1 protein-coding gene (only partly in view) is annotated in these 14,874 nt (G+C 75.9%); it reads left to right on the forward strand.

Annotation, left to right across the window (positions count from 1 at the left end; translation table 11 throughout):
* Window positions 1-14,874 carry the 5' end (the start) of an EndoU domain-containing protein gene (locus ABT238_RS06430; RefSeq protein WP_350755749.1) on the forward strand. It continues 20,808 nt past the right edge of the window, so only the first 14,874 of its 35,682 coding nucleotides appear in the window; the start codon lies at window positions 1-3; the stop codon falls past the right edge of the window.

Here is a 14,874-nt window from a genome sequence, read left to right on the forward strand (position 1 = left end):
GTGCCCTACTCCTCCATCACGGTCGACAAGTCGACGGCCGACTTCTTCAGCAGGGTCACCGGCATGCCCTGGCCGGAGATCGCCGAGGGGGATCTGCGGGAGGTGCGGGACGCCTACCAGCGGATCGCGGAGGAGCTGCCCGAGCTGCGGCGGCTGATCGCCGAGGTGGCGAACAAGGCGCGCCAGCAGTTCGAGGGGCAGGCGGCGCGCCAGTTCTCCGAGCAGATGCGCCAGTTCATCGGCGAGACCGGCGGCGCCGACTACATCACGGCGTCGGTCAAGACCGCCGAGGCGCTGGCCAAGTGCGCCAACGACGTGGCCACGGCCGCCGAGTACAGCAAGTGGATGTCGATCGCCCAGCTCGTCCAGTTGCTGGTCGAGATCGCGCTGGCGATCCTCTGGGCGCCGTTCACCTTCGGCGCCAGCCTCGCCGAGGTCACGCTGAAGACCATCCTGACCCGTGAGGTCCTCAAGCAGCTGATGAAGTTCCTGCTCAAGACGATCCTGCTGCACACCTTCGCGGGGATCATGAGCGGGCTCACCATGGACCTGGTCATCCAGAACATCCAGATTGGGCAGGGCAACCGCAAGGAGATCGACAAGGACGCGCTCAAGCAGGCCGTCCTGTTCGGCGTCATCGGCGGTGTGATCTCCGGCCCGCTGAACCTGATCGGCATGGGCCTCGGCAAGCTGCTGGGCCGGCTGCTGGGCCGCAACGGCGGTCGGATCGCCGCCGACAAGCTGACCGACTTCATGATCAACGGTGACCGGAAGGCGCTGAAGGAGGCGCTTGAGGCCGCCGGGAAGTCCGGGCTCAAGGGCGTCACGGCCGGTGCCGAGGGCGGCATCGGCAAGATCGGCGCGGTGGCCGGGAAGAGCGCCACCGAGGGCACCACCAACTGGCTGGACAAGTCGGCCTCCCGGGCCTTCGCACGGGACCTGGGCAAGCTGCTGGAGTCCTCCGACAACGTCCTGCGGGTCGGCTTCGAGAAGGCCGGCTCCAAGGCCGCCGACCGCTTCTCCACCCGGCTGAGCGAGATCTTCGAGAAGCACCTCGGCGGCGTGATGAAGAAGGAGGGCGGAAGCGCCGCGGCCAAGGCCCTCGGCAAGGACTTCGGCGAACTCTTCGTCACCGGCTGGGGCAAGAACACCGCCGAGCACGCGGCGCTCAAGGTCGGCCTCAAGGGCATGATGGAGGTCAGCGGCGACTTCAGCGAGCGCGGCGTCGGCGCGCTCGCCCGCAGGTTCGTCGACATCGCCGAGGACATGCCGCAGGGCAACCGGATGTTCCACATCGGCTACGCGATCGGCGAACAGCTCAAGGAGGGCGTCCAGGGCAACCTGGTCGAGGGCTTCTACAACCTGTTCTTCTCCGAGAAGCACGAGTTCACCACCACCCTGGCCACCTTCGGATCCGGCATGGCCATGGGCCTGATGGCGCGCGGCCTGCACCACGCCGCCTCCCCGGTCATGAGCCGGTACATGGACTGGGTCCGCGACCTGCAGTTCTCCAACGTCAAGCCCGGCGACAGCAAGTACTTCCCGCCCTACCACCCGCTCACCGTCCTGGCGGTGCTCAGCAACCTCTCCGGCAACCCGGCGCCGCTGCTGGTGCCCCGGCTCGGCGCGCACGTCGACGCGAGCGGCACCGAGGTGGAGTCGCCGAAGACCCACCTGACGCCGGAGGAGGAGAACGCCAAGCTGTTCCGCGACGCGTTCGGCGGCGGCATGCTGGGGACGGACCGTCCCGATCCCGCGACCATGACGCCCTCGCAGCTGCGCGGCGAGATCATCGAGGCCTTCTCGCAGGCCAGGGTCGACGGGTACGGCGAGGCGTTCGCCGAAGCGCTCCGGGACATCCACCCGAGCCTGGTGTTCGGCGACGAGGACCTCGTCGCGCTCGGCCTGAAGGACGACGAGGACACCGCCACCCTCGTGCCGGGGGACGACGACAAGGTCACGGTCGTGCCGACCGGCGACGCCGTCCGCACCCAGAGCCAGGACGGCGGTTCGGGCCAGGGCAAGGACGCCCAGGGCAAGGAGCAGCCCCGCGAGCAGGGCAAGGACGGTTCCGCGAAGGAGCAGCAGAAGGCGCCGGGCAGGGCAGCGGGCGACACCAGGCCGCAGCCACCGGTGCGCACCAGCAGCGAGGGCGGCGACACCAGGCCCGGAGACGACGCCGCGAAGACGCCGGACAAGGACAAGGCGGCCCCGAGCCCCACCGGCCGGCCCCGGACCAGCGCGGAGGCGGAGACGCCGGCGGAGCCCGTGCAGCGCCCGAGGCTGCGCCGGACGGCCTCCGACTCCGACCTCGACCGCCTGTCCGCCGAGCACGCCACCGCCTCCGCCACCGCGAAGCCGGAGCCGGAACCGCTGTCGCCGCCGCCGCGCGTCCCGCGGCCGGCCGCCACCGAGACCGACCTGAGCGCGGCGCCGGCCGGTACCCACGTCACCACCTCAGCCGGCCCGCTCCTCCCGGGGGCGGACACCACGACGGTGCCCCGCCCGGACTCGCTGTCCGGCCCGGTCACCCCGCTCCCGTCCCCCCGGCAGGACCGCACCACCGACACGCAGGACCAGGACCTGCCCAACGCCCCGGCCGAGAACCCGGTCCAGCCCGCCGACACCCTCCAGCCGGCGCCCGCACCCGTTCCGGCCCCGGCTCCCGCACCCGCCCCGGCGCACCAGCCGGGCGCGGGCAGCACCTCGGACCTGCGCCCCGGCCACACCACCACCCAGGTCCACCCGCCCGCCGGCCCCCGGGCCCAGGGCGAGGCACCGTCCCCGCTGCGCCCGTACGAGGCCCGGCGCGGCACCCTGCCGACCGGGGAACGGGCCACCGAACTGGTCCTGCGGCTGCACCTGGACGACAGCGGCCTGGAGCGGACGCCCCCGTCCGCCCTCACCGCCCTGCGGCGCCGGGCGCTGGAGGGCGTCGACGAGACGTACAACAACGGCCACCGGCTGCCCGACGGCAGTCTGCTGCGGGTCCGGGTCGAGTTCGTCGGCTCGCCGGACGCCGCCCACCACACGGTGAGGCTGCACGACCGCAGCGTCCGCCAGAGCGAGTCCGACTGGGCCGTCAAGGCCGGACGGGACACCCTCGGCCACGAGATCGGCCGGGTGCTCGGCCTGCGCGACGGCTCCCGCGAGGTCTACCGGGACGGCGGTGCCGACCGGCCCGCGCAGGGCCCGACGCCGCGACGGCTGCGCACCGTGGGCCTGGCCCTCGACGACGCCTTCGCCCCCGTCGGCGCTCCGGCCGCCCCGGCCCGGCCGTTGGTCGCCGAGGCGGTCCGCACCAGCTCGCTGTACGGCTCCGGCGGACCGGAGGGCACCGGCGGCCACCTGCTGCGCGACTCCGTGCGGCAGGCCCACGCCGACGGGCGGTTCCAGGAGAACACCAACCGGACGGTGCGGCTGCGGCCCGCGGACGCCGCCGGCGAGCCGGGCCGTACGTTCTTCCCGCCGCACTGGACCGCCGACGAGAGCGTCTACGCCGCCGAGCAGGCGTTCCGCGACCACCGCACCCGCAACCCGGACGCGACCGGCCCCCACTGGGAGGGCGAGTACGCGGGCGTGCGGATCGTGGGCGAACAGAACGACGGCGTCATCACCGGCTTCCGCCCCGACGGCGAGCAGGGCACGCAGCCCCCGCCGCAGTACGCCCCGAAGCGGCCCGACCCGCGCTTCCGGGAGATCACCGAGCGGCCCGTCGAGTTCGGCGACCGCCGGCTGCTGACCGTCGTCCCGCACACGAACCCGGCCGTGGAGCGGCACTACGGCGTGTCGACGGAGACGGTCGGCGCCGTGCACGAGAACGGCACCCGGCGCGGCCGCACCTGGTACCTGGACCCGCGGGTGCCGGTGGACTCCCCGGCGGCCCAGCTCCCCAGCCGCTGGCACCGCGCGGCCGACACCCCGGACCGGCGGTTCTACCCCTCGGGCTGGACGAACGAGCGGGTGGTCGAGGCCCTGGCCGAGCGGCTGGGCACGGGGGAGGACTTCCACCTCGACACACTCGACGACGGGGTGACCGAGCACGTCGTCACCGAGATCGACGGCGTGTGGGTCGAAGCCCTGATCCGGGACGAGGAGGTCCTCGACCACCGGCCGACGGACCGCCAGCCGGGGGTGACCGACGCCCGGCCCCACGGCTGGGACGACGCCGCGGAGATCGGCACGTCCGGGCTCTTCGACCGGGAGAAGTCCGACGACCTCCCCGAACTCGGCTTCCGGCGCGTCCTGTTCGACACCGGCCAGGACGGCATCGAGATCGTCGCCAAGCTGCACCTGGCGCCGGGCGAGGGCGTCACGGAGCACGAGCTGCTCCTCGCGCGGCAGCGCCTCCAGGACGACGCCGACGCGCTGGTCGCGAGCCAGGGAGCGCACCCGCCGCTCCGGCTGCGCCTCGACTTCACCGACGACCTGACCAAGGCCCACCCCGTGGTGCTGGTGGCCGGCGCCCGGCCCTTCCTGGACGACCACCTGGCCGTGCTGCTGGAGGCCGACGGCGACCTGCGGGACGTGGCCGAGGGCCTCATGGAGGACGTGCCGGCCCCGATCCCGCGGCCGGTCGCCGGCAGCTTCCTCCCGCCCGCCGACGCGCCGGCCGTGCCGCCGCGCTCCACGGACCGGTCGGCCGACCACCTGGAGCGGTCGCGGGCGGACTTCACCACCGAGGCGTGGGAACGGCCCCCGCGGGAACTCCCGGCCGGCTGGACCGTCGACGACGCCCGGCACGCGGCCCACCTGGCGATGACCGGGATGCCGGACCGGGAGGGCCGTCCGACGATCCGGTTCGCGGGCGCGGACGTCCGGGTGCGGCTGGGCGCCGACGGCCGGATCACCGAGTTCACGGTCGAGCCGCACGCCGGGAACCGGCCGGACGCGCAGTCCGGGCCGCACCGGGTCCTCGACAGCGCGGAGATCCGGCCGCCGGCCGACGCGTTCGGCCGGACCCTGTCGCTGCGCCGCAAGCAGTCCTTCGAGGCCGTCCGGATCGAGCTGCCCGACGGCGACACCGAGACCGTGCTGCGCCTGCGGGTCCACCTCGACACCACGCGGCTGTCCGGCACGCCGGACCCGCTGCTGGCCCGACGGCTGGACGACCTGCGGCGGAACGCGGTCACCGGCGTCGACGAGCAGTACAACCGCGGCCAGCGCCTGCCCAACGGCGATCTGCTGCGGGTGGAGGTGGACTTCGTGGACACCGCGGAGGAGGCCCACCACACCGTCAACCTGCACCCGCGGTTCGACCGCGCGGACATGAACAACTGGTCCCTGACGGTGACTCCGCACACCATCGCCCACGAGCTCGGGCACCACCTGGGCCTGCCGGACGAGTACCGCGAGGCGTCGAAGCCCGTCCGGGAGGTGAGCTCCGACGGCTCGCTGATGACCGCCGCGGCCACCGGCCGGTACGGCCAGAGCCTGGTGGACATGGACGCCCGGGTCCCGGCGACGGGCTTCCACCCCGCGATCGGGCTGCCCGCGCGCTATCTGCGGCAGCTCGGGTCGGTGGTGGAGGGCGCGTTCGGGCCGGCCGACGGCCCGTCCGCGCCGGGCACCCCGCCGCCCCGGGCGGCGTTCGACCTGGCGGTCCGCAGCGCCGCCCTGTTCGGCGGCCCGGGCGAGTCCGGGGGACACCTCTACCCGCAGCCGGGCTCCGCCCGTCCGCGGCCGGACGTCCTGCCGGGCTCGGAGCACCGCAACGGCACCTTCCGCACCTCGGAGACGGTCCCGCTGCCGCCGCGGCACCTGGAGTCGGCCGGCACCCTGTTCACCGGCCCGGCCGCCACGACGCGGACGGTCACGCGGACGATGTTCCCGCGGCACTGGAGGACCGACGACGCCGTGTACGCGGCCGAGCAGGCGTACCACAGCGCGCGGCGCACCGGCCGGGTGACCGCCGACGACAACGGCGTCCTGCACTGGAGCGGCGAGTACGGCGGCGTGCGCATCGAGGGCGAGATCGTGAACGGCGAGTTCACGTCCTTCCGCCCCGCCCCCGACCAGGACCGGATCCCCGCCACCACCTTCGAGCCGCGCCGCCCCGGCCACCAGTGGTTCGGCGGGCGCGCCGACGAGCAGGCCCGCTTCGGCGACCGCCGGACCCTCACCGGGGCCCACCTCCTGCCGCCCGACGACGTGGCCCGCCGGCACGGCGTCGAGGTGGAGGAACACCCGCTGTACGAGCCGCACGACAACGGCACCTACCGGGCCCGGGTCTGGTACCTGGACCCGGTGGTGGCGCCGACCGCGCCGCTGGCGAGGTCGGACGCGCGCTGGTTCCGCCGCACCGACGACGGCACCCACATGATGTACCCGGACCACTGGGACGTGGCCCGGGTGATGGACGCCGTCCACGCCGCCCACCGGGACCGCGTCTCCACCGAGCGGCTGCCGGACGGGACCGAGCACTGGGTGGGCACGCACGACGGCGTGGTGATCGAGGGCATCACCCGGGACGGCGTCCACCTGGCCCACCGCCCCTCCCTCGACCAGCCGATCTCCCGGTGGCGGGACGAGGAGGTCGTCCGGCGGTCCGCGCCGACCGACGTCACCCTCGACGACGGGTCCGTGCTGACCGTCCGGCACACCCGCTTCGCCGACGGCCGGCACGGCCTGGAAGTCGTCGCCGGGATCGCCCTGGAGCACCGGATCTGGGACGACGCGGAGGTGCGGCAGATCGCGGAATCCGGCCTCCAGCAGCGCCTGGACCAGGAGATCGGGGACCTGCGCACCGCCGGCGGCGCGCTGGTGCGGGTCGTCCTCGACACCACCGGCACCACCGGGCAGCAGAACCGGATCCGCGTCCAGGACGCCGAGCGGAACCCGGAGGGCCTGCTGCGCCGGCTGCTCGGCGGCGGTGACGACCTCGGGGGCACCCTCACCGCGCTCGGCGACCGGGCCCCGGCGCGGGACTGGACGGACACCGGCCGGCCCACCGCCCCGCCGCTGCGCGAGCCCGGCACCCCGGGCACCGGTGAGCGGCCGGCGACGACCAGCCGCACGGCGGACGACCTCCCCGAACTGGAGCGGGACTTCGCCCTCCCGGCCGACTGGACCCCGCAGGGCTCCGGACTGCCGGCGGGGTGGTCGCGCCAGGACGCCCTGCAGTTCCTGCACGACGCCGACGGGAGCGGCGTGAGGTTCCCCCACCTGGAGCCCGCGGCCGGGACCCTGCCGCCCGGCCACGAGGCGGCCGTCCTGGAGCACCGGGGCATCCGGGTCCGGGTGGACCGGGACGAGGACGGCCGGGTGGTCGCCGTCGACGTGCTGAGCGACCGGAACCACCCGTCGCAGTTCAGCGCGCCCCCGTTCGCGCCCCCCGCCCCGCCGCAGGCCCCGGTCCACCCGGCGGCGGGCGGACAGCACGCCGCCGGGGGCGTGCCGAACCCCAACTCGCCGACCGCACTCCGGCCCGGCGCGGAGACCCGGCGGGTCGACCCGCCGGCCGGGCCCCGGCCGGAGGGCGAGGTGTCGCCGCCGCGCTCGTACCAGGTCCGGCGCGGGCACCTGCTGAACGGTGACCCGGTCACCGAACTGGTCCTGCGGCTGCACCTGGACGACTCGTCGGTGCCGGCGGACGACGCGGGCCGGGTGGCCGCGCTGCGCCGGCGGGTCGACGACGCGGTGGCGCGCGAGTACAACGCCGGCCACCGGCTGCCCGACGGCAACCGCCTGCAGGTGCGGGTCGAGTTCGTCGACTCGCCCGCCGCCGCCGACCACACGGTGACGCTGCACGCCGGCACCGTCCGCCAGGACGGCTCCAACTGGGGCCTGCGGACCGGTCGGGACGTGATCGGCCACGAGATCGGCCGCGCCCTCGGCCTGGAGGACGGCCCCCGCGAGGCCCGTCCCACCCCCGGCACGGACTGGACGCCGCGCCTGCGCGCCGTCGGCGCCGCCGTCGACGGGGCGTTCGCCCCCGACGGCGGGACCACCGCCCCCCACCCCGCCCCGGCCCGGATCACCGACCGGGCCCGCGACCTGTCGCTGTACGGCCTCCTCGGCGAGGGCGGCACCGGCGGCTCGCTGCTGCGGCCCTCCGTCGAGGCGGCGTTCTCCGGCCGGTTCCGCACGAACGCGAACGAGACCGTCCTGCTGCCGGCCCCGATCGGCTCCGGCCAGGAGGACCGGACGTTCTTCCCGCGGCACTGGAGCACCCAGGAGGTCCTGTACGCCGTCGAGCAGGCGCACCTGGACGCCCGGCGTCACGGCGGCGACTCCTCCCCGCACTGGATCGGCGAGTACGCGGGCGTCGTGATCAGCGGCACCCACGAGAACGGCGCCGTCACCGGCTTCCGGCCGCACCCCGCCCAGGGCGACCTGGCACCGCCGCCGTACGCCCCGCGCCGGCCCGCCACGCCGCGCGCCGGCGACTCCGGCGGCCCCGGCGGCCCGGCCCCGATCGGCGACCGGCGCACGCTGCGCCCCGTCCACCACCTGATCGACGGGGCCACCGGCGACGCCCTCGGCGTCCGGACGGAGGTGCTGGGCGAACCCCATCCGAACGGCACCCGGCGCGCCCGCACCTGGTACCTGGACGCGAGGGTCCGGCCGGACTCGCCGCTCGCCGACTTCCCCAGCCGCTGGCACCGCAGCGCGGAGAGCGACGCGTCGCGGCTCTACCCGGCGCACTGGACGCCGGAGCTGACGGCCGCCCTGGTCGAGCCGGCGCTGCTGACCGGCCGGCCGCGCCGCGAGTCGCCGCTGCCGGACGGCCGGACCCGGCACGTCGTCGCCGAGGCGGACGGCGTGTGGGTCGAGGGCCTGGTCCGCGACGGACAGGTCCTGACGCACCGCCCGACCGAACGGCAGCCGGACTTCGTGAACGGCGCCGTCCGGCACTGGGACGACGCCCCCGTCCTGGCGCGCTCCGAGCCGGTCACCCGGCCGGTGGCGCCGGGCGGCCCCGAGGTGACCGGTCGGCGGGTCGTCTTCGCCACCGGGCAGGAGGGCATCGAGCTCACCGTCCGGCTGCACCTGATGCCCGGCCAGGGCATGGGCGACGCGGACCTCGCCGTCCGCCGCGCGGAGCTCCAGGACGCCGCCGACCGGCTGGTCGCGGCCGCGGACCCGCTGACGCCCATCGCGCTGCGGCTGGAGTTCACCGACGACGCGGCCGACGCGTTCGCCGGCATCCAGCTCCGGGCCGACCGGCCCGTCGTCCTGGAGCAGCACCTGCGGCCGCTGCTGGACTCCGCCGGCGGCGCCGGGCTGGAGACCGCGGCGACGCTCCTCGCCCCGCCGCCGGGCGCGGGCCGGCAGGCGCTGCCGCTGCCGTCGCCGGTCCACGGCAGCCTGCGCGTCCCCGGCACCGAGAACCCCGCCGCGCCGCCGCGCTCCGCCGACCTGATGCAGGACCGGCTGGGGGCCGTCCGGGAGTCGCTGGCCGATCACCTCCGGGAGCGTCCGATCGACGGCGTCCCGCCGGCCTGGACGGCCGAGGAGGCCCGGTACGCGGCCCACGTGGTCGCGGCCCGGGGCGTGCCCGACGCCCACGGTGTCGTGGACGGCGTGTTCGCCGGCCACCGGGTACGGCTCCTGATGGACGGGAACCGCGTCACCGACGTCCGGTTCGCGCCGATCGACCGGGGTGACCGGCCGGTGCCGCAGGCCGGACCGCACCGGGTCCTCGCCACCGCGGAGATCCGGCCGCCGGCGGACGCGTTCGGCCAACGGCTGGCGGCCCGCCGCATCCAGTCCTTCGAGGCCACCCGGATCGCGCTGCCCGACGGGGACACCGAGACCGTGCTGCGGGTGCGGCTGCACCTCGACACCACGTCCCTGTCCTCGATGGCGCCCGACGAGCGGGAGCGGGGACTGCGGGCCGTGCGGGCCCGCGCCGCGCGCGGCGTCGACGAGGAGTTCAACCGGGGCCAGCGGCTGCCCGGCGGCGACCTGCTGCGGGTGGAGGTGGACTTCGTGGACACCGCGGAGGAGGCCCACCACACCGTCGTCCTGGACGCCGACGTGGAGCGGGAGCACAGCCACCACTGGGGCCTGGGAACCTCCCGGCTGACCATGGCCCACGAGGTGGGACACCTGCTGGGCCTGCCCGACGAGTACCGGGAGGCCGGGAACGGCCCGGCCCGGGCCGTCCACCCGGACGGCGCCACGATGACCTCCTACGGCGTCCACGCGCTCGGCGACTTCATGACGGACCGCCACGGCATGCTCCCGCCCGAGCGCCTCCACCCCGCGCAGGGCCTCGCGGCCCGCTACCTGCGCCACCTCGGGTCCGTCGTGGACGGCGCGTTCGGCACGACCGGCGGCCCGGCCGGGCCGGGCGCCCTGCCCCGGCGCGCGAACTTCGGCGAGGACACCCTGCGCACGGTGCTGCACGGGCCGGCCGACGGCTCCGGGGGACACCTGTACCCGGAGGCCGGTTCGGCCCGGCCGCGGCCGGAGGTCGTCCCGGGCTCCGAGAACCGCAACGGCACCTTCCGGGTCGCCCGCACCGAGGCCCTGCCGCCGCAGCACCTGGAGTCGGCCGGCACCCTGTTCACCGGCCCGGCCGCCACGACCCGGACGGTGACCCGGACGATGTTCCCGCGGCACTGGACGTCCGACGACGCCGTGTACGCGGCCGAGCAGGCGTACCTCGACGCGCGGCGCACCGGCCGGATCACCGAGCGCGCCGGCGTGCACCACTGGACCGGCGAGTACGGCGGGGTGCGCATCCAGGGCGAGGTGGTGAACGGGGAGTTCACCGCCTTCCGCCCGAGCGCCAACCAGAACCGGGTGCCCGCCCCGGCCTTCGAGCCGCCGGTCGTCCCCCGGCGGTTCGGCGTGCGCGCCGAGACGATCGCCCTCTACGGCGACCGCCAGACGCTCAGCGGCGGCCACCACCGGCCGGACGGCGACACCACGCTGCACCACGGCATCTCGGTGGAGCCGCTGTACGAGCCGCACGACAACGGCACCTACCGGGCGCGCGCCTGGTACCTCGACCCGGTGGTCGCCCCGACCGCGGACATGCGCTCCCTGCCCTCGCGCTGGTTCCGCCGCGCCGACGGCGACGCCCACATGATGTACCCGGACGCCTGGACGCCGAACGAGATCCTCCAGGCCGTCGAGGGTGCCTACCGGAACCGGCCGCACCCGCGGCAGTCGGACCGGCTGACCGAGCACTGGGTGGGCGAGCACCGCGGGGTGCGGATCGAGGGCATCACCCGCGACGGGGTCCACCTCGTCCACCGGCCCTCCTTCGAGCAGCCGATCTCGCGGTGGCGGGCGGAGGAGATCGTCCAGCAGTCCGCGCCGCGCGCGGTGAGCTTCGGCAACGGGTTCGAACTCGCCGTCCGGCACGTCCGGTTCGCCGACGGCCAGTCCGGCCTGGGGATCGTCGCCCCGGTCGAGGTGCGGTTCGCGCCCGGCCTGACGCCCGACGAGCGGGCCGCCCACCGGGCCGCCCTCCAGCGGCAGGTGGACCAGGAGTTCGGGAACGTCCGCACCTCGGACGGCGCGCTGGTCCGGGTGGTCGTGCGACTCGTCGAGAGCACCCACCCGGACGCCCACCCGGTGGACCGCACGACCCCGCCCGACGCGCAGAACCTGCTGCCCCAGCTCGTCGGCGACCGGGCCCTGGCGGCCCGGGTCGTCGAGTACGCGCGCCGGTCCGCGCCGGCCGCGAACTGGACCGACAGCGGCCGGCCCACCGCGCCGGAGCTGCGCGAACCCGGCACCCCCGGCACCGACGAGCGGCCCGCGACGATCAGCCGCACGCAGACCCGGCACCCGGACGTGGCGGACGCCTTCGCCCTCGGCGCCGGCTGGACCCCCCGCGACTCCGGCCTCCCGGCGCCGTGGACCCGGGAGGACGCCTTCCACCTCTTCCGCAACGCCTTCAGGTTCGGCACCCCCTTCACCCCCGACGGCCCGCCGCCGCAGCCGATGCGCGGCGGACTCACCGTGCACCCGGTGGAGTACGGCGGCATCCGGCTGCTGCTGGAACTGGACGTCAACGGCAGGGCCGTCCGGGCCGAGGTCGTCGGCGGCGTGGGCGAGGGCTGGTTCCGCCGGCCCGTGCCCGCCCCGGGCGGCCCGGCGGACGCGCCCCACGACTTCGCGCCGGACGAGCACGGCGACCTGATGGCCCCCGGCGACGGCGACGCGGGGCGGCGGACGCTCCCGCGGCCGGACCCGGACGCCGTCACGACGGCCCCCGCGCAGGACGGCGCGGCGGCGCACACCCCGCTCGCCCGCAACAACCCCTGGCACCGCACCGAGCCCGACGGCACGCTCAAGGGCGATCCGCTGCGCCCGCCGGCCCCCGGCGACGGCGAGTGGCAGGAGGTCATGCACAACGGCGTGGTTCGCGTGGTCCGCGCCGAACTCGACGGCACGGTCGAGGCGGGATCGCCCCTCGCGCTCTTCCCCTCCCGCTGGTCCCGCTCGGTGCTCGACCTGGGCAGCGTCCACTACCCGACCGGCTGGACCGCGGAGAAGCTCGCCGCCCACGTCGGGAAGGCGCTCGAACGACCGGTCGCCACGCGCACGGAGAACGGCGTCCTCTACAAGCTCGGGTTCGCCGACGGCGTGTGGACCGAGGGCATGTACGTGCCGGGCCACGGGACGGGCCCGTCGTCGCAGGACCACTTCCTGGGCCACCGCCCCTCCCCGTTCCAGACGGAGCCGGACCCGCGGTACCGGGCGCGGCCGACGGACGACGCGGCCTCGGCGGCCGCGGCCGCCGAGGCGAGCCGGGGCGCCCTGGTGGACGCGCCCGGCCACGGGCCGGTCAAGGTCCAGCGCGAGCTGAGGCTCGACGGCTCGGAGGTCGTCCGGATCACCGCCCGGATCAAGCTGGTGGACGGCGAGAACGTCACGATGTCCGACCGGATCAGGGCGCAGCGCGGGCTGGACCAGGCCGCCGCCGAGTTCCTGGCCGGCCACCGGGAGGGCCGTACCCGGGTCGAACTCCGGCTGACCTTCACGACGCACGACGACGCCACCGCGGTGCGTGTCGAGGCCGGCGGAGCGCCCACCCTGCGGCAGGTGCTGCCGCGCCTGCACGAGGCGGTGGACACGGATGGTCCGGCCGCCGTGCTGGCCGCGCTCAAGGAGCAGGCGCCGCCGCCGCCGTACACCGTCGCGGGCGAGACGATGCTGATCGGGCGGCGGGGCGGCTTCGCGCCGGCCGCCTGGGACAACCCGACCGAGGGCCGCCACCTGCCCGGGGAGTGGACCGCCGACGAGGCCCGCTACGCGGCTTCCGTGGTCTCCGCCGGGCCGCACCGCGTCCCGGCGGGCCCGGTGCCCCCGGGCGGCACGGCCGCGCCGGTGCTGGTGCACGGGGAGGTCGCCGGGGTGAAGCTCACCGTGCGGCTGGAGAACGGGCTGATCACCGACTTCTGGGGCCAGCCGGACCAGCGCCGGCCGGACCAGTCGGCCGCGTTCCGGCCCGAGCGGCGGCGGGTGATCGCGACCCGCGAGGTGGTCCCGCCGACGGACCCCTTCCAGCTGACCCGGGAGAGCCGGGGCAGGCAGCGGTTCACCGTCACCCGGAGCGTGCTCCCCGACGGTGACACCGAGTCCCTGCTCACCGTCAAGGTGCGGCTGGTCGGCAAGAACCTGGACATGACCGACCCGGTCGTCAGGACCAAGCTCAAGGACCTGATCCGGCGGGCCCGGACCGGGATGGCGGAGGCGTACGACCTCGGCCAGCGCCTGCCCAACGGCGACCGGCTCCGGGTGGAGGTCCAGTTCGTCTCCAAGCGTGCCGACGCGCACCACGTGGTCAACGTCCACGCCGTCCAGGAGCGGGCGAACCGGGTGAACTGGGGCCTGGACATCCCGGGCAGGACCATCGCCCACGAGCTCGGACACTCGCTCGGCCTGCCGGACGAGTACCGCGAGCGCTCCAAGCGCCCGAGCCGCCCGACCGCGACGGACGGCGGGATCATGGGCGCCACCGCCGCCGACCGGTTCGGCCGGGTCCCGCTCGACATGGACAACCACTCCGGGGGGACGCCCAGTCCCCGGCCGGTGCTGCGCGCACGGAACCTGCGGCAGCTGGGCGAGGAGATCGACAGGGCGTTCGGGGATGACCGGGGGCCCGCCGGGGACGGCGTCCACCCGACGCGCCCCCGGGTGACCGGCCTGGCCCTGCACACCTCGCTGTACGGGACCCTGACCCGGGACAGCCTGCGGGTCCCGGGGGCCGGGCGCGACGGCGGCGGCCATCTGTTCCCGCCGCCCGGCTCCGACCGGCCCCGGCCCGAGCGGATCCCCGGCTCGGAGAACCGCAACGGCACCTTCCGGGTGTACGACCGCCCCGCCGACGACGGGCGGACCGGCCGGAGCGAGCTGGCCGGCGACCTGGCGCTCCCGCCGCGGGCGCCGGACCGCGGGCGCACGATGTTCCCGGCGCACTGGACCTCCGCCGACGCGGGCTACGCGGCCGAGCAGGCGTACCAGCACGCGCTGCGCCGGGGCCCGGACGCGTTCACCGAACTCGGCCCGGTCTCCTGGGCGTGGACGGGCGAGTACGGCGGCGTGCGGATCGAGGGCCGGACCACGGTCCGGGTCGAGAACGGCGCCAGGGTGGCGGAGATCGTCTCCTTCCGCCCGTCCGACGACCAGGGCGGACTCGGCCCGGCCGTGCACATGCCGTGGCGCCCGGCCACGGACGTCTTCGGCCAGCGGGTCTCGGACCTGGTCCGCTACGGCGACCGGCAGACCCTCAGCGGCGTCCACCACCGGCCGCCGGACCGGCTGTCGACCCCGGGCGGGGTGGTGCTGGCCGGTGAGCGGATGGGCATCAGGATCGAGAACCCCTCGCGGCCCAACCCCAACGGGACCTACCGGGCCGTCGTCCGCTACCTCGACCCCACGGTCTCCCCGGAAGCCCCGCTGGCGCAG

The organism is Kitasatospora sp. NPDC001527 (genome assembly GCF_040298605.1).
Taxonomy (GTDB): domain Bacteria; phylum Actinomycetota; class Actinomycetes; order Streptomycetales; family Streptomycetaceae; genus Kitasatospora.